General features: G+C 62.9%; 16 protein-coding genes. 3 read left to right on the top strand and 13 right to left on the bottom strand.

What is annotated here, in order from left to right; genetic code table 11:
- Positions 1-53 precede the first annotated feature (53 nt).
- The 3 genes from NGR_RS08715 to NGR_RS08705 all read right to left on the bottom strand — a co-directional run bounded on the left by NGR_RS08715 (position 54) and on the right by NGR_RS08705 (position 3512).
- On the bottom strand, positions 54-911 hold the full coding sequence (locus NGR_RS08715) for a sigma-70 family RNA polymerase sigma factor (protein WP_015887886.1): 858 nt from the start codon (positions 909-911) through the stop codon (positions 54-56).
- The gene (locus NGR_RS08710; protein ID WP_015887885.1) at positions 911-1381 is read right to left on the bottom strand and encodes a carboxymuconolactone decarboxylase family protein; all 471 of its coding nucleotides are present in this window, start codon (positions 1379-1381) and stop codon (positions 911-913) included. Before NGR_RS08710 ends, NGR_RS08715 begins: the two co-directional genes overlap by 1 nt.
- 181 nt (positions 1382-1562) lie before the next feature.
- On the bottom strand, positions 1563-3512 hold the full coding sequence (locus NGR_RS08705; RefSeq protein ID WP_015887884.1) for a methyl-accepting chemotaxis protein: 1950 nt from the start codon (positions 3510-3512) through the stop codon (positions 1563-1565).
- 341 nt (positions 3513-3853) lie between these two features.
- Between NGR_RS08705 and NGR_RS08700 the strand changes: the two genes are divergently transcribed.
- The gene (locus tag NGR_RS08700) at positions 3854-4342 is read left to right on the top strand and encodes an RrF2 family transcriptional regulator (RefSeq protein ID WP_015887883.1); all 489 of its coding nucleotides are present in this window, start codon (positions 3854-3856) and stop codon (positions 4340-4342) included.
- On the opposite strand, the gene NGR_RS08695 is transcribed toward NGR_RS08700, so the two are convergent.
- The 4 genes from NGR_RS08695 to NGR_RS08680 form a co-directional block, all read right to left on the bottom strand.
- Positions 4325-5350: a mechanosensitive ion channel family protein gene (locus NGR_RS08695; RefSeq protein ID WP_015887882.1), complete on the bottom strand. Its 1026-nt coding sequence runs from the start codon at positions 5348-5350 to the stop codon at positions 4325-4327. The two genes, NGR_RS08700 and NGR_RS08695, sit on opposite strands and share 18 nt — an antisense overlap.
- A gap of 78 nt (positions 5351-5428) precedes the next feature.
- Positions 5429-5851 carry a cupin domain-containing protein gene (locus NGR_RS08690; RefSeq protein ID WP_015887881.1) on the bottom strand — a complete coding sequence of 141 codons (423 nt, stop codon included), beginning with the start codon at positions 5849-5851 and terminating at the stop codon, positions 5429-5431.
- A gap of 61 nt (positions 5852-5912) precedes the next feature.
- A complete protein-coding gene (locus tag NGR_RS08685) occupies positions 5913-6665 on the bottom strand; it encodes an SDR family oxidoreductase (RefSeq protein WP_015887880.1) in 753 nt (250 codons plus the stop codon).
- Positions 6666-6731: 66 nt separating this feature from the next.
- On the bottom strand, positions 6732-7211 hold the full coding sequence (locus NGR_RS08680; RefSeq protein ID WP_015887879.1) for a carboxymuconolactone decarboxylase family protein: 480 nt from the start codon (positions 7209-7211) through the stop codon (positions 6732-6734).
- Positions 7212-7337: 126 nt separating this feature from the next.
- Here NGR_RS08680 and NGR_RS08675 point away from each other — a divergent pair, with 126 nt between their 5' ends.
- Complete coding sequence (locus NGR_RS08675) at positions 7338-8249, top strand: LysR family transcriptional regulator (protein ID WP_015887878.1); 912 nt, start codon at positions 7338-7340, stop codon at positions 8247-8249.
- Positions 8250-8263: 14 nt separating this feature from the next.
- Here the strand turns inward: NGR_RS08675 and NGR_RS08670 are convergent, their stop codons facing one another.
- Genes NGR_RS08670 through NGR_RS08645 form a run of 6 tightly spaced genes read right to left on the bottom strand, consistent with a single transcriptional unit; the run spans position 8264 to position 14604 of the window.
- On the bottom strand, positions 8264-9343 hold the full coding sequence (locus NGR_RS08670) for an ABC transporter ATP-binding protein (protein ID WP_015887877.1): 1080 nt from the start codon (positions 9341-9343) through the stop codon (positions 8264-8266).
- Positions 9344-9361: 18 nt separating this feature from the next.
- Positions 9362-10435 (bottom strand): Gfo/Idh/MocA family protein, encoded by a 1074-nt coding sequence (locus tag NGR_RS08665; protein WP_015887876.1) that lies wholly within the window; start codon positions 10433-10435, stop codon positions 9362-9364.
- A 1-nt stretch (position 10436) separates the two neighbouring features.
- On the bottom strand, positions 10437-11453 hold the full coding sequence (locus NGR_RS08660; protein WP_015887875.1) for a Gfo/Idh/MocA family protein: 1017 nt from the start codon (positions 11451-11453) through the stop codon (positions 10437-10439).
- 22 nt (positions 11454-11475) lie between these two features.
- Positions 11476-12363 (bottom strand): carbohydrate ABC transporter permease, encoded by an 888-nt coding sequence (locus tag NGR_RS08655; RefSeq protein WP_015887874.1) that lies wholly within the window; start codon positions 12361-12363, stop codon positions 11476-11478.
- The gene (locus tag NGR_RS08650) at positions 12356-13312 is read right to left on the bottom strand and encodes a carbohydrate ABC transporter permease (protein ID WP_015887873.1); all 957 of its coding nucleotides are present in this window, start codon (positions 13310-13312) and stop codon (positions 12356-12358) included. The genes NGR_RS08655 and NGR_RS08650 overlap by 8 nt, the downstream gene beginning before the upstream one ends.
- 5 nt (positions 13313-13317) lie before the next feature.
- Complete coding sequence (locus tag NGR_RS08645) at positions 13318-14604, bottom strand: ABC transporter substrate-binding protein (RefSeq protein ID WP_015887872.1); 1287 nt, start codon at positions 14602-14604, stop codon at positions 13318-13320.
- Between the two features lie 195 nt (positions 14605-14799).
- Here NGR_RS08645 and NGR_RS08640 point away from each other — a divergent pair, with 195 nt between their 5' ends.
- Positions 14800-15480 (top strand): TetR/AcrR family transcriptional regulator, encoded by a 681-nt coding sequence (locus NGR_RS08640; protein ID WP_015887871.1) that lies wholly within the window; start codon positions 14800-14802, stop codon positions 15478-15480.
- The last annotated feature ends 103 nt before the right edge of the window (positions 15481-15583 follow it).

The following is a 15583-nucleotide window of genomic DNA, read 5'->3' as shown; positions in this document are numbered from 1 at the left end:
GGCCGGGTCGCCCCAACTTGAGCAGTTTCTCCGAACTCGCCGGCAGCAATTCCCTAATGCAGATGCCTGAGCTTGTCGGGATTGCGCACCACATAGATCGCGGCGACTTTTCCATCCTCGATTTCGAGCGCGGTGGTCTGGAGTTCGCCATCGTCCTCCAGCGTGACGAAACCGGGCAGTCCGTTGACGAAACCGGCACGAACAAGCTTCGAACCGTTCTTCCGGAACAGGGCTGCCAGATATTCGTGTAGCTTCATCACGGCATCGAACCCGACGATCGGCTGCATGGCTGCCGGGCGCTTGCCGCCGCCGTCCGAATGGACGCTGACATCGGCCGCCAACATGGCACCGAGCGTCTTCATGTCGCCGCTGCGCGAGGCGGTAAAGAAGGCCCTGGCAAGTTCGAGGCCACGCTCTTTCTCGACCCGGAAGCGCGGCCGCGCCTCGCGCACATGGGTGCGCGCGCGGGCGGCGAGCTGGCGGCAGGCAGCCGGGTCGCGCTGTATGGTTGTCGAGACCTCCTCGAAAGCCAGGCCGAACACGTCGTGCAGCAGGAAGGCGGCGCGTTCGAGCGGCGACAGGCGTTCCAGTGCCAGCATCAGCGGCAAGGTGACGTCTTCCTCTTCCTCCTCCTCGACGACGGGATCGGGAAGCCAGGGGCCCACATAGGTCTCGCGCTGGCGCCGGGCCGATTTCAGCTGATCGAGACAGAGCCGCGTCACCGTGCGACGCAGGAAGGCCTCGGGTTCGCGCACCGCGGCGCGGTCGGCCCCCATCCAGCGGATGAAGGCCTCCTGCAGGATGTCCTCGGCATCGGCGACCGAGCCGAGCATGCGATAGGCGACGCGCATCAGCTTCGGACGTAGCGGATCGAAAACCGCCGCTGCATCCTCGTGCCCGATGCCGGCCATCAGGCGACCGCCTTGGCAGCGGCGGCTGCGGCCGCCGGATCGACCCACAGGCCGAAGCCGATCGCAATGCGGTTCCAGCCATTGATGACATTGATCATCAGCGTGAGCTTCACCTGCTCCTCCTCCGTGAACTCGGCCTGCACGGCCTCGTAGGCAGCCTCGTGCGCATGTCCTTCCGCCAGCCGCGTCAGGGCCTCCGTCCAGGCGAGCGCGGCACGTTCGCGACCGGTATAGCACGGCGCCTCGCGCCAGGCCGACAGAAGGTAGATCCGCTGTTCGGTCTCGCCCTTCGCCCGCGCTTCCGTCGTGTGCATGTTGATGCAGTTGGCGCAGGCGTTGATTTGCGATGCTCGGATCTTGACGAGTTCGATCAGCGTCGGCTCGAGGCTCGACGCGACGGCAATCGATGTGCTCATCCAGTTCTTCATGAGGGAAGGGGCAGCGGCGAAAGGATCAAGTTTGGCGGTCATGGTGGCTTTCCTTTGTTGGTTACGACACCGTGACGAGCCAGGCTCCTGCCAATGTGACATGCACGTCGATTTTTTTTCCCAATCCAGAATCAGGAAGGCCATGGAATCACAGCGATCCCATGGCCTTCCGAGCATTCCCAAGACAGCCGGTCTTACTGCAGCGGAAACCTTCAGCCGCTCATCAGAACTCTTCCCAATCTTCGGCGGCAGCCGCCGCGGCGGTCGCCTTGCCGCCGAAGGCGCTGGCGATTTTTCGGCCAAGCGCGCGGGCGGGGGAAGCGACCGGCTTGCTGTCAGGGGCGGCTGCGCGCGCTGCCTGGCCCGGCGCCGACTGGGCGGTGCCGTCCAGCCTGAACTGACTGACGAGGTCGCGCAGTTTCGCCGCTTCCTGCGCCAGCGAGACGGCAGCGGCACTGGACTGTTCCACCATCGCCGCATTCTGCTGCGTCGTCTGATCCATCTGGTTGACCGCGGTATTGATTTCGGCAAGCCCGGTCGACTGTTCCTTCGCCGAGATCGCAATCGCCTCCATATGGGTGTTGATCTCGACGATGAAGCCGCCGATCGTCTTCAGTGCCTCGCCGGTGTCGCGCACCAGTTTGACGCCGCTGCCGACATCGGCGGAGGAATTCTGGATCAGGCCCTTGATCTCCTTGGCGGCCTGGGCGGAGCGTTGGGCGAGCTCGCGGACTTCCTGGGCCACGACGGCAAAGCCCTTGCCGGCCTCGCCGGCGCGGGCAGCTTCGACGCCGGCATTCAGCGCCAGCAGATTGGTCTGGAAGGCGATCTCGTCGATCACGCCGATGATGTTGGAGATCTGCTGCGAGCTCTCCTCGATTTTCTTCATCGCCTCTTCGGCCTGGGAAACGACCCCGGCAGAGTGCACCGCCGATTGGTTGGCACGGCTGGCGACGGTGCGGGCTTCCTCCGTGCGCTTGGTCGAGTTGCCGACATTCGCGGTGATCTGATCGAGGGCCGCGGCGGTTTCTTCCAGCGAGGCCGCCTGCTGCTCGGTGCGCTTGGAAAGATCGTTCGCGCCGGACGAAATCTCCCTGGTGCCATTGTCCATGCTGTGTACCGAGACGGCAACGGAACTGATGGTCAGGCTCAACTGATCGACCGTCGTGTTGAAGTCGGAGCGGAGCGGCTCGTATTCGGCGGCGAAAGCGGTATTGATGGCGCAGGCCAGGTCACCGTGGGCAAGCCGCTTCAGAGCGTCTCCGAGCGTCGACGTGGCAACGCGCAATTGCTCCGCCTCGCGGGCGATCCGCTCCTGCTCCGCCTGGCGGTTGCGTTCGGCCGCAGCCCGCATCTCCTCGGACTGGCCCTCCAGTTCGCGCGCCTTGAGGCCATTGTCCTTGAACACCTGAACAGCCGCGGCCATCTTGCCGATTTCATCGCGCCGCTCGGTTCCCTCGACATGCACATCGAGATTGCCGCCGGCGAGAACCGCCATCAGTTCGCGAAGCGCATCGATCGGTTTCACAACCCAAGCATTTACAGCGAAATATGAGGCCGCCAGGACGATGATGAGACCACCGATCAGGATGTAAAGGGTATTGTTGCTGGTCGAGGTCGAAACGCCGGTAAGGTCATCGCCGGCCTTCAGCATCGCCTGTTCCATATCGCGCGTTTCGGCGACGATCTTGTCGGTCAGCTCCGGAAAGCCGGGTTGGCATTCGGTCCCGAACGTCTTGACTGCCGACATCATTTCCATGGCATTCGTCGTCTTCGATCCTTGATCGAGTGCACGCGCGCAATGCGTTTCAAGTATGTCCAGGCCGGCCTGCCTGAATTCCGGGATCTTTGGGTTCGCCGGGCTGGCTTGGGCGGCGACGGCCATCAGCTCCGAAAACGTCTTCTTGGCGGCGGCCAGCTCGGCGTTGGCCACCTCAGCCGCCTTGGGATCGGTGAGCATGATGATGTCGGCGATTGCTGCCCTTGCCCGCTGCAAGGCTCGGGTTGCCGAGGCCATGCTCTGCGAGGCGCGAACCTGCTCGACGAGCAGATTCGAATACGCCGTATCGATCTTCATGATCTGAGTTGAGGTGTAGTAGCCGGTGCCTAGCGAAAACAAACCGAAGGCGCCGAGAATGACCAGCATCTTGAAAATAATCGACCAGTTTTTCATTGAATCGTCCTGAACGCGGATGACATGTTGGAGAAAGGCCCTCAAATCATTCGAGCGGCAGGAGTGGCGCGAGGCAGCGTGGGGCAGCAGCGGCAACGTCGCTGCATCATCAAGAGTTGTGATGATTAATGAAACCTCACATCTTTATCGCGAAAGCGACGAAAGCCTCGCGGAATGGATAGGCACGCGTAAATTGGATACTCCATTCCGCTCAGGTGACGCTTCCGATTTGCCCCGACCGGCGCGGTGTCCGAGTGCGCAGACCGTGTTTACACAGCCGCCAAATAGGGATATCTGTTATCCGTAATAGCTGTCGATCAGCATCGACCCGGTAGTCATCTATGATCCTGAAAAGCCAAGTGGAATGGGCACTGCATTGTTGCGCCATTCTCGCCGGCCTGCCGGAGGGCCGCTATCTGTCGACCAAGTCGCTTGCCGAATTTCATGGCGTACCGAAGGAATATCTGTCCAAGGCGCTGCAGAGCCTGTCGCAGGCGGGCCTTGTCCATACGACGCTGGGCCCCTCGGGCGGCTACCGCCTGGCCAGAAAACCAGCCGAGCTGACCTTCCTCGATATCGTCGAGGCGGTCGAGGGTAAGGCACGCACCTTCGTCTGCAACAATATTCGCGCCAACAATCCGTGCCGTCCGCAAGGCTATTGCGAAACCGGAGCTTGCGCCGTGGCGCGCGTGATGTGGGAAGCCGATGAAGCCTGGCGCGAAAAGCTGCGCAGCGTCCGGTTGTCGGATCTCATCGACACCCTGGCCAAGGAGATCCCGGCGGAGCTGTGGAAAAGCAGCTTCGAATGGGTTCTAGAGCGTGCCGGATGAGCGGGAACCGATCGCCGCCTGCGGCTCTTTGCCGGGGGCGGGGAGGGCATAGAGATAGCTCTGGGGCGGCATTGCGAAGGACAGGCCGCTCTCCTTGCAGTGACGATCGACCTGATCGATCACTTCGTTTCTGGCCGGCGTGCGGTTGGCCGGCCCGACCACGCGAAACATGAGCTCCGCCTCGATCGCCACCGCGTCGATCGCCTTGAGACCGACGGATGGTGGTGGATCCTGGACGATCCGCTCGCAGCTTTCGAGCGCGGTTCGTAGCACCTCTTCGACAACGTTGGGCACATGCGTTGCCGCAATACGGATGATCAGGAAGATCTGATGCGTCTCGTCGGGACGGCTGAGGTTGGTCAGCCCAACCTTTGCCAGCACGCTGTTCGGCAGGACGACGACATTGTTCGCGAGCGTGAGCAGATGCGTCGAGCGCCAGTTGTTTTCGACGACACGCCCTTCGGTACCGTCGTCGAGTTGAATCCAGTCGCCGATGGCGAAGGGACGCCCCAGCGTCAGCGCGACGCCCGAGAACAGGTCGCTGAGCGTGTTCTGCAGCGCAAGACCCAGGATAATGGCGACCACGCCGGAAGTCGTGGTCAGCGCGCCGATCGGCGCACCGAAGACGAAGCCCATGATCGACAGCGCCACACCCAGATAGACGACGCCGATGATCAGATCCTGAAAGAGACGCGCTTCCCTCGGCCTTCGGTCCAGAACGATGTAGATGCGCACGAACCCGATGGTCGCCCATGCGAGATGCGTCCACCAGAGGACCCTTGACGATGTTGCGAGAAATGCGGCGAACCCGGTCAGGTGTGTCTCGTTGACGCGGTGCGGCAGGATCCCGCTGAAGCCGAGTATGGCGGTCATGGCGGTGAAGAACAGGATCTGGACGATCAATCGCGCGGTCGGACGGCCGCGCCCCTGCAGATGCCACACGACAATGCCGGCAATCCCAAGAAGGTTTATCAGAATGAACGGCAGCAAAAGTGGATCGGCGATCATGGCAGGGCTCACTCGCGAGGATGTGCAGTTCGGCGGCGGGGCCGGATGCCGGCAACAGCATCCAGCCCTCCCTTTGAACTACTTCTCGATCGGGAAGGTCAACTCCTTCTGATCGGTATCGACGACGAAGACCGCCAGCAGCTTTGCGGGTTTCGTGTCGCTGGCGTTTGCGCTGACGCCGTGGCGGCTGCCGGGCAGCTCCGAAAAACTCTCACCCGCTTGATAGACCCTTTCCGGTTCGTCATTCACCTGGCTGCGGATGGCGCCTTCCAGGACCGTCGCGTAGATAAAGGCGGAGCTCGGATGGGTGTGGGCCTCGGAAAAACCGCCGGGGCCATATTCAACCAGAACGCCCCTGATGCTCTTGCCCGGAACGTTCGGCAATTCATGCTCATAGACGAGCGTGACCTTGTTGGCCTTGCCGGCAGGCGTATCGTCAGCCGCGGCGGCTCCGGAAAGCATTGCCGCGAGCGCCAGGGCGGCAGCGATTGACTTCAGCATGTCGAAAACTCCTGTGATCGGTTGGACGGCACGCCACCCGCCGCGGCGCGCCGGTGCCCGGTCATTTCCGGGCAGAGGTTGCGAACCACTGTTCGAAAGTGATCCGCCCCAGGCGAGGATTGTTGTCAGAAACGAGCGAGCCATCCTCCAGCCGGGCACCGAAATAGCGTGCCTCGGGATCCGGCTCGACCTTGCGGTCGTCACCCATCGCCTTCAGATAGCGACCGACGAGGTCGCTGAGCCGCGACCGCTCAGGTCCGGCGATTTCGATCGTGCCGTTGGCCGGCCGAGCAAGGGCAACGTCAGCCATGGCATCGGCCACGTCGTCGGAGGCGATCGGCTGCACATAGGCGGGGGACAGGTGCACCCTGTCGCCGACGGTGCCGGACTGGGCAATGCCGCCGAGGAACTCCATGAACTGCGTCGAGTGGACGATCGTGTAGGGAATGCCGGAGTTCTTGATCAGCCGTTCCTGAGCAAGCTTGGCGCGGAAGTAGCCGCTCTCCTGCAGGCGCTCCGTGCCGACGACCGAAAGCGCAATATGGTGCTTGACCCCGCCAACCTTTTCCGCCGCTAGCAGATTGCGGCCCGAGGTTTCGAAGAACTCCATCACCGCCTTGTCCTCGAAGGATGGCGAGTTGGCGAGGTCGATCACCACATCCGTGCCGGCAAGCGCTTCGGCCAGGCCTTCGCCGGTGATCGTGTTGACGCCGGTGTTGGGAGAAGCGGCAATCACTTCATGACCCTGCTTGCGCAGGCGGTCGACTGTCTTGGAACCGATGAGCCCGGTTCCGCCGATGATGACGATTTTCATGAGACTCCTCCGTTTACGGCAGCCTTCGCGCCGCGTTGTTCAACGGGTCAGCGAAGATGCGCAGAGCTAGTTCAGGCCGGCCTTGTCGAGACCGTAGAGCTTGTCGGCGGAACCGGGCACGTTCTTGAAGGCGATGCTGGCGCGGTTCCACGCATTGATGACCATGATCGAGAAGGTCAGGTCCGAGATTTCCTTCTCCGAAAGCTGGCCGCGCACCCGCTCGTAGAGTTCGTCGGGGATGCCGCCTTCGGGCAGCCTCGTCAACGCTTCGGTCCAGGCAAGTGCTGCGCGCTCGCGCGGGACGAAAAGGTTCGACTCCCGCCAGATTGCAATGTGGTAAAGCCGCAACTCGCTTTCGCCGTGGATTTTAGCTTCCTTGACATGCATGTCGAGGCAAAATCCGCAGCCGTTGATCTGCGATGCGCGGATCTGGACGAGATCGTGGATCTTCTGCTCGATGACGCTGTCTTTGAGAGCCATGCTGAGGTCCGCGAGCTTCTTGAAGAGCTCCGGCGATTGCTGGGCGTAGTTCAGGCGCTGGGTCATTCGTATCTCCAATTAAGGATATCAAACATCCTTATGGATAAAAGATATCCGTAATAACTGGACAGTAAAGCCTTTCCTGCCTACGTTGCGGACATAAGGCATATGCGCAAATGTATGGGGGTGAGGATGGACGTCGTATCCGCACTGCGAACCTTCCTGCGGGTGGCTGAGACCGGGTCGTTTTCGGCAGCGGCGGTCGACCTCGACCTGACGCAGCCGGCCGTGTCCCGCCAGGTTTCGGCGCTGGAAGCGCATCTCAACACGCGTCTTCTGCATCGCACCACAAGTGCGGTCGCCTTGACGGCCGAAGGCGAGCAGGTCATCCCGATGGCGTTAAGGGTGGTCGAGGCGGTCGACGCGCTCGGCGAAACCACCTGTGCCGAGGGAGCATCGGTATCCGGCAAGGTGCGGCTCACTCTGCCCGCGCCGCTTGGGCTTTATGTGAGCGATCGGCTGACGGGGCTGCTTGCCAACCACCCGGGGCTTTCCGTGGAGATGATTTTCCGCGAGGAGCCGTCGGATCTCGTGGGCGAAGGACTTGACCTCGAAGTGCGCCTGGGGCCGGTCGCGGACAGCAGCCTGGTGTGTCGCCGGCTCGGTTGGACGACGGCCTTTCTCGTCGGAGCGCCCTCCTACCTGCGAGAACGAGTTGCGCCGGAAACGCCAAACGATCTCCGCGCCCATGAATGCATCTGCTACAGCCGGGCCGGCGATGCTCGTACCTGGTCGTTTTCCGACGGGGCGGACGAAGTTTCCGTACGGATTGCGCCTCGGCTGATCGCCAACAATGCGGTGGCCGTGCACCGCGCCACGCTGGCCGGCAGCGGCCTGGCGGTGCTCTCCCATATCCTCGTATGCCCGGACATCGAGGCGGGCAGGCTGGTGAATGTGATGCCGGACTTTCCGCCGACCCGCCTGCCGATCAACGTCGTCTATCCCTCGCGGCGCAACATGCCGCCGCGCGTCAGGGTCGCCCTCGACTTCCTCGTCGAGGCCGTGCGCGAGGACCCTTTGATGGCTTCCGCATCCGTCTCGTGAATGACGCCGCCGCCCTACATCGCCCTGCCGTCCAGGCCGAATACGTGACAGCGGGAGGGTTCGAAATAGACCGAGAGATTGGCGCCGCGCTCCACCCTCTGCTGGCCTTCGAGAGCGATCGTCAGTTGCTGGCCGTCGGGCGTGATGCCGTAGAGCATGGTCTCGCCACCGAGATTCTCCACGAGCTCGACATTGACCGCGGCTAGCGCAATGCCCCTGTCGCGGGCCGAGAGGTGTTCGGGGCGAATGCCGAAGGTGACCTCCTGGCCCTGCGTTGCCCCGTTGAGGCGGCGCGGCAGGCGGATCGTGCCGCCGCAGACTTCGATGGCGGTTTCGGTTTCCGTGACGCCGCCGATCCGCGCCTTCAGGAAGTTCATCTTCGGGCTGCCGATGAAGCCGGCGACAAAGCGGTTGACCGGATTGTTGTAGAGATCGAGCGGCGCGCCGACCTGCTCGATGCGGCCCGAATTCAGGACGACGATCTTGTCGGCCATGGTCATCGCTTCCACCTGGTCGTGGGTCACGTAGATCATGGTGTTGCCGAGGTCGCGGTGCAGCCGTGAGATCTCGACGCGCATCTGGACGCGCAGTTCCGCGTCGAGGTTGGAAAGCGGCTCGTCAAAGAGGAAGATGCGCGGCTCGCGGACGATCGCCCGGCCGATCGCGACGCGCTGGCGCTGGCCGCCGGACAGCGCCTTCGGCTTGCGGTCGAGGAGTTTCTCGATCTGCAGGATTTCGGCGGCGCGGCGTACCTTCGGTTCGATATCGGTCTTCCTGTATCCGGCTGTCTCGAGGCCGAAGGCGAGGTTCTTGTAGACCGACATGTGCGGATAGAGCGCGTAGGACTGGAACACCATGGCGATGCCGCGCTTGGCGGGCGCCACTTCGTTCATCCGGTCGTTGTCGAGCATCAGCGTGCCGCCGGTAATCTCCTCGAGCCCGGCGATCATCCGGAGCAAGGTGGATTTGCCGCAGCCGGACGGGCCGACGAAGACGGCGAACTCGCCGGGATCGATGGTGAGGTCGATGCCGTGGATCACGTCGAGCGCGCCATAGCGTTTCTCGACCTTCTGAAGAACGACGCTGGTAGCCATTTCCAATTCCTCCCCGGCCTATCGCGTATTGGCGCGCCAATCGGCGTATTTCGGACTGTCCGGCCCGATCGGAAGCGATATTTCCCGCCCCGTATCCGCCGACTGATAGATCGCCGTCACCAGTTCCAGTGCCCGCCGGGCGTCTTTCGTGGTCACCGGCAGCGGCGCTCCCCCGCTCAAATGCGCGTGGAAATGCGCCATCTGGGTCGTGAAGCGCGGCGAGACCGGCTGCCAATTGCCGACGACCGCGTCGATCTCGGCCTGCACCGCCTCATTGGCGGCGATGATCTTCCACGGATCCTTGCCGGGCGTATAGGGCTCGTGGCTGCTCTCGAAGGTGACATTCTCGAAATGCAGCCGCAGCCGGCTGATCTGCTCCTGAGAGCCGAGCGTGCAGGAAAGCGACACGAAGGCGCCGTTCTGCATGAGCAGGCTCGCCGAGGCGCAATCCTCGACCTCGATGTCGTTGACGCGCGTCGCGACGCGGCCGAATACCTTGGAGACGGGACCCAGGAGATGCAGCAGCATGTCGTGCAGGTGCAGCGCATGGGTGACCAGCACGCCGCCGAGCTCCGTCTCCCATTTGCCGCGCCAGGGGACGGAATAATACTCCGGCTTGCGTAGCCAGAAGGTCTCGACCGAACCGACATAGGGCTTGCCGGCGATGCCGGCCTCGATGATGCGCTTCGCCTTCTCGATGCCGTCGCCGTAGCGGTACTGGAAGATCGGCATCAGCACGCCCCGGGCGTGCCTTTCGGCCTCGATGATCTTGTCGACCCCGGCGAGCGAGCCGGTCAGCGGCTTCTCGCAGATCACGTGCTTGCCGGCCGCGAGTGCCGCGATCACCTGCTCGAGGTGGATTCCGGGCGGCGTGCAGATGTCGATGATATCGATCGTCTCGTCGGCAAGCACTTCCTCGAAGGAGGTCGTGCGCCCCTCGATGCCAAACTCGCTGCCGAACTCGTTGAGCCGTTCGACGTTGAGATCGCAGATGGTCTTGACCCGGAACTTGTCCGGATGCGGCAGGTAGCCCTCGATCATGTGCAACCGTCCGATGCCGCAGCCAATGATGGCGACTGTCTTTACCCTCATGTCAGTTCTTTTCCCGGTTCTGTTCGGCGATTGCTTGGGCGCGAAGCGCGAGTTCCATGGCCTTGAAGCAGCGCTCCTGCGGCATGGCAGTTTCGGTCCTGTCGCGGATGTCGGCGAGGAGCTGGCGACCGAAGGGCAGTTCGACGCCTGAGCAGTCGATATGCTCGACACCGTTTCGGTCGGCGAGAAAGAGGTGGTTTGCCCCGCCACGGCCGGCGAGATCGACAGTCTTGCGCACCTCGATCGTTCCGGTCGTGCCGACGATGAAGAGCCGGCCGTCGCCCCAGGTCGGCATGCCGTCCGGGGTTAGCCAGTTCACATGGATCGTGCCGGTGGCGCTCGCCGTCGAAAGGTGGATGTCGCCGGTATCCTGCAGCTCCGGTCGGTCGGGAACGCTACGGTTGTCGACGCTCGCCGAAAGGATGGTCGCGTCGCTGGCACCGGTGAAGAACAGGAACTGCTCGCACTGGTGCGAGGCGATGTCGACGAGGATGCCGCCGTAATCGGAGCGGCGGAAGAACCAGTCGGGACGGGTTTCCCTTCGCAGCCGGTGCGGCCCGAGGCCGACAAGATGCACGACATCGCCGATCGCCCCGGCAGCGACGAGTTCGCCGGCCTTCACCGTTGCCGGGCTCTCGAAATGCTCCGAATAGAGGATCGAGTAGATCCGCCCGGTCTCGGCCTGGATGCGGCGCACCTTGGCAAGCTGGTCGAGGCTCGTCATGCCCGGCTTGTCGGTGAGCACATCCTTGCCATGCTGCATGGCGCGGATCGCCAGTTCCGCCCGCTCGGCCGAGACGGCCGCCGAGGTGATGAGGCCGATGCCTTCGTCCTCGAGGATTTGCGCGAGCGCCGCGATGCGCGGCACATCCTTGTAAACGCCGGCAAATTCCGCGGCCAAGGCCTCGTCCGGCTCGTGGAAGCCGACGAGGCGGGCGCCGGCCCGGATCAGGCAATTCACCTGGCCGTAGATATGGTTGTGGTTGAGGCCGACGGCGGCGAAACGCAATTCGGTCATGATGATCTTTGAACTCCGACGGTCAGCGTTTCATGCCTGTCGTGGCGATGCCTTCGATCAGAAGGCGCTGGAAGAACAGGAAGAAGAAGAACACCGGCACGAGCGACAGGGTCGACATGGCGAAGAGGCCGCCCCAATCGGAGGTGCTGCTCGAGTCGACGAAAGTCCTGAGGCCGAGCTGGATCGTGTAGGTATTCATGTCGTTCAGGTAGATCAGCGGCCCGAAGAAGTCGTCCCAGGTCCAGATGAAGGAGAAGATCGCGGCCGTCGCGAGCACGGGAAGTGAAAGCGGTAGCATGATCTTCCAGTAGATGCGCCAGGGGCCGCAGCCGTCCATCATCGCCGCTTCGTCGAGCTCGCGCGGAATGCCGCGGAAGAACTGCACCATCAGGAAGATGAAGAAGGCGTCGCTTGCCAGGAACTTCGGCACGACCAGCGGCAGGATGGTGTTGACCCAGCCGAGATCGAGGAAAAGCACGTATTGCGGGATGAGGGTGACGTGATAGGGGATCATCATCGTCCCGAGCATCATCGCGAACCAGAAATTGCGGCCGGCGAAGCGAAGCCGCGCAAAGGCGTAAGCCGCGAGCGAGCAGGCGATGACATTGCCGGCCACCGTCAGGACTGCGATCACCAGCGAGTTCCAGGTAAACCGGCCAAAGCTGACGTCGAGCCCGAACCAGCCGCGCACATAGGAGGCAAAGTCCACCGACGAGGGCCAGAGTGTCGTCGAGGCGAAGATTTCGTCCTCCGGCCGGACCGATGCCGAGAGCATCCACAGGAGCGGATAAAGCATGGCGATCGAGGCGGCGATCAGTCCGGTATGGATGAGCACGGATCCGAGCGGGCTGCGGCGACCGGCCGGCGGCGGGGGCGGTGCGGTGATCGAGCTCATGGTCGCATCAGTCATCGTAGTGCACCCAGTAGCGAGAGGTCAGGAACGAGAAGGCCGTGAACAGGCCGATGATCAGCACGAGGATCCAGGCGAGCGCCGAGGCATAGCCCATGCGGAAGTTCCCGAAGGCCTCCTGGTAGAGATAGAGCGTGTAGAACAGCGTCGAATTGATCGGCCCGCCGGTGCCGCCGGAGATGATGAAGGCCGGCGTGAAGGCTTTGAAGGCTTCGATCGTCTGCACCACGGCATTGAAGAAGATGACCGGGGTGAGGAGCGGCAGGGTGATCTTGTAGAACTGGCGGAACTTGGATGCTCCGTCGAGGCTCGCCGCCTCGTACATGTCGGTCGGGATCTGCCGCAGGCCGGCCAGGAAGATGATCATCGGCGAGCCGAACTGCCAGACGCTAAGGACGACGAGCGTCCAGATCGAATAGTCCGGATGCGAGATCCAGCTTGGGCCTTCGATGCCGAACTGGGCGAGCAGGCTGTTGATCAGCCCGTCACCGGCAAAGAGCTGCCGCCAGAGCACGGCGATCGCGACGCTGCCGCCGAGCAGCGACGGCAGGTAGAAGATGGCGCGATAGACGGTGAGGCCCTTGACGCCGCGGTCGAGAAGGATGGCGACGAACAGCGCGAAGGCGAGCTTGAAGGGGACCGACAGCACCACATACAGAAAGGTGACTTTGAGCGAGGCCGCGAATTTCGGATCGGCCGTGGCGATGCGGACGTAATTGGCTGTTCCGACCCACTCCGGAGAGCGGATCAGGTCGAAGCTGGTGAAGGACAAATAGAGCGAGGCGACGGCAGGTCCGAGCGTCAGCCCGAAGAAGCCGACGAGCCAGGGCAACAGGAACATGTAGCCGGCGCCGTGTTTCGTCCAGAGGGCGGCGAAGCGGCCCTGTGCGGCGGGGCGCCCCCTGGCGCCCGCACCGATAGCTACAGCGGAATCCTGCACGGCAGCCATGCTCCTCATCCTCGCGACAGGATCTGGGTGACCTCGTTCACCAGGGTTTCGCCGCCCTGCTTGACGTCAAGCTGGCCGAAGCCCACCTGCTCGGCGACGGTGCGCAGGGCAAGTTCCGCCTCGCCGGCACCGGAAGGCGGCGGCGGCGGCAGGGGACCGGCGAGCGGCCCAAGACCGGAGACGTAGTCGAGTGCAGCGCGGCCGAGTTCGTCGAGCGTCGGTGCTAGTTTCTCGCGGACCGCGGCCGATTCCGGCACGCCGCGTTCGACGCCGAGGATTTCGGCGGCTTTGGGATCGGTGACGAAGAAGTTCACGTATTTGGCGCCAAGCTCCGGGTCCTTGGTCTGTGCCGAGACCGAGAAGAACATCGACGGCTTGCGGTAGTGGCCGCCCTTGGCGTCCTTGCCGATCAGCGGGTGGTTGCGGAGCGCCAGCTTGTCCTTGTTGATGGCCTGATAGGCGACCAGCTGGTTGGAGTGGGCGTAGGATGTTGCCGCCTTGCCGAGCGACAGCGGGGCCGTGTCGGGATTGAACTGGTCGAGCGCCTGGATATCCGGCGGCACGCAGGCCTTCGCCTCGCGCATCGCCGCCCACAGGGCGAACCATTCGGCCGCGTCGTTCGCGTCGTAGCCGATCTTGCCGTCGGCGGTGAACAGCGCCTTGCCGCGCTGGCGCAGCCAGTTCTCGAGCAGAGGCTCGACACCGCTGCCGTCTGACAGGCCGTAGTAGCCCTTGCGCTTGCCGGCCTTGGTGATCTCGGCGCCGATCCGCGCCAAGTCTTCCCAGGTGGTCGTGGGTGTCGGCAACTCGACGCCGGCTTCCTCGAAGGCGACCGTGTTGACCAGCATCGTTGCCGAGTTGGCGCCGAGGCTGATGCCGTAGAGCTTGCCGTCGACGCTGCCGCCCTGGATCTGCACCTGATCGAAGTCCTCGACCTTCAGCACCTTACCGAGATAGTCGTTAAGAGGCGCAAGCGCGCCGCGCCGGGCATATTCGACGATATAGCGATAGTCCATCTGGATGATATCAGGCGCGTTGCGACCGGCGACCTGTGTCGCAAGGCGCGGCCAGTAATCGCTCCAGCCAAGGAACTCGCCGTTGATCGCGACATTCGGGTTGGCGGACGTAAAGAGCTGGTTGACCTTGTTGGTGCGGTCGGCGCGCGCCTGCGAGCCCCACCACAGCAGCCTGAGCCGCGCTTCCTCAGAAAGCGCGCTCGATGCCAGCATGGAATATGAAAGAAGTGCCGCGCCTCCGGCGAGCACGTTGCGTCTGGTCATGCGCATTGTCATCTGTTCCTCCTCCCTCCGGAGCGCCTCCACAACGTTCCGTGATACCTCTTGCAACAAATAACTAATTGGTTACAAATTATGGACAAGCAATGATCCTGTCAAGCAGTTGTGTGCGAAGGTATCATTATCTTGTAAGATTTTTTTACAAAGTCGCATCGATTGCCGCTGATGGCAAGCGGTGCCGGAGGTGACGGAATGGACAAGCTGCAGGCGGAAGGAAAGGCGCGGAAAGAGGCGACCAGCGGGCGGGCGGACCGGGCCGGAAGCCGCGACCCGGAGCGCACGCGGGCCTCGATCCTTGCCGCGGCGACGGTCGAGTTCGCCGAGAACGGCATCGGCGGGGCGCGGGTCGACGCGATCGCCGAGCGGGCCGGTACCAACAAACGGATGCTCTACCACTATTTCGGCGACAAGGAGCAGCTCTACCTTGCCGTTCTCGAGGAAGCCTATATCGGCATTCGAACGGCTGAGAAATCTTTGAATCTCAGCGACTTGACGCCGGAGCAGGGCGTGGCGGAGCTGGCCATGTTCACCTGGAGATACTTCCTCGAGCACCCGGAATTCCTGAGCCTGCTCGGCACCGAGAACCTGCATCGGGCCCGGTGGCTGCGCCAGTCGACGCGGCTCAAGGAGCTGCATTCGCATTTCATCGACAAGCTCGCCGACCTGCTCGATCGCGGCAAGGCGAAGGGCCTGTTCCGCGTCGACGCCGATCCCCTGAACGTCTATCTGACGATCGCCGCGCTTGGCTATTTCTACATCTCCAACCAGCATACGCTGACGACGATTTTCGGCCGCGACCTGATGGAAGAGGCGAATATCGAGGCCTGGAAGCAGCATATCGTCCAGGTGACTCTGGCCTCCATTCGCCGCTGAATCGCTGTCATGTCGTTTTTAATGTTGACAAGTGGGATTTTTCTCTGCCACAAAGTAACTGTTTAGTTACTGGCTCGCGAGGGGCGGTCCCGCCCACGAGGCC

It is taken from the genome of Sinorhizobium fredii NGR234 (assembly GCF_000018545.1).
Classification (GTDB): domain Bacteria; phylum Pseudomonadota; class Alphaproteobacteria; order Rhizobiales; family Rhizobiaceae; genus Sinorhizobium; species Sinorhizobium fredii_A.
Note: the sequence above shows the minus strand (reverse complement) of the source record. Positions and strands in the feature narration are given on the sequence as shown.

Bases quoted from the DNA above. Each gene is read 5' to 3' on its own strand.
- NGR_RS08715 (WP_015887886.1), bottom strand. From the start codon at position 911: ATGGCCGGCATCGGGCACGAGGATGCAGCGGCGGTTTTCGATCCGCTA.
- NGR_RS08710 (WP_015887885.1), bottom strand. From the start codon at position 1,381: ATGACCGCCAAACTTGATCCTTTCGCCGCTGCCCCTTCCCTCATGAAG.
- NGR_RS08705 (WP_015887884.1), bottom strand. From the start codon at position 3,512: ATGAAAAACTGGTCGATTATTTTCAAGATGCTGGTCATTCTCGGCGCC.
- NGR_RS08700 (WP_015887883.1), top strand. From the start codon at position 3,854: ATGATCCTGAAAAGCCAAGTGGAATGGGCACTGCATTGTTGCGCCATT.
- NGR_RS08695 (WP_015887882.1), bottom strand. From the start codon at position 5,350: ATGATCGCCGATCCACTTTTGCTGCCGTTCATTCTGATAAACCTTCTT.
- NGR_RS08690 (WP_015887881.1), bottom strand. From the start codon at position 5,851: ATGCTGAAGTCAATCGCTGCCGCCCTGGCGCTCGCGGCAATGCTTTCC.
- NGR_RS08685 (WP_015887880.1), bottom strand. From the start codon at position 6,665: ATGAAAATCGTCATCATCGGCGGAACCGGGCTCATCGGTTCCAAGACA.
- NGR_RS08680 (WP_015887879.1), bottom strand. From the start codon at position 7,211: ATGACCCAGCGCCTGAACTACGCCCAGCAATCGCCGGAGCTCTTCAAG.
- NGR_RS08675 (WP_015887878.1), top strand. From the start codon at position 7,338: ATGGACGTCGTATCCGCACTGCGAACCTTCCTGCGGGTGGCTGAGACC.
- NGR_RS08670 (WP_015887877.1), bottom strand. From the start codon at position 9,343: ATGGCTACCAGCGTCGTTCTTCAGAAGGTCGAGAAACGCTATGGCGCG.
- NGR_RS08665 (WP_015887876.1), bottom strand. From the start codon at position 10,435: ATGAGGGTAAAGACAGTCGCCATCATTGGCTGCGGCATCGGACGGTTG.
- NGR_RS08660 (WP_015887875.1), bottom strand. From the start codon at position 11,453: ATGACCGAATTGCGTTTCGCCGCCGTCGGCCTCAACCACAACCATATC.
- NGR_RS08655 (WP_015887874.1), bottom strand. From the start codon at position 12,363: ATGACTGATGCGACCATGAGCTCGATCACCGCACCGCCCCCGCCGCCG.
- NGR_RS08650 (WP_015887873.1), bottom strand. From the start codon at position 13,312: ATGGCTGCCGTGCAGGATTCCGCTGTAGCTATCGGTGCGGGCGCCAGG.
- NGR_RS08645 (WP_015887872.1), bottom strand. From the start codon at position 14,604: ATGACAATGCGCATGACCAGACGCAACGTGCTCGCCGGAGGCGCGGCA.
- NGR_RS08640 (WP_015887871.1), top strand. From the start codon at position 14,800: ATGGACAAGCTGCAGGCGGAAGGAAAGGCGCGGAAAGAGGCGACCAGC.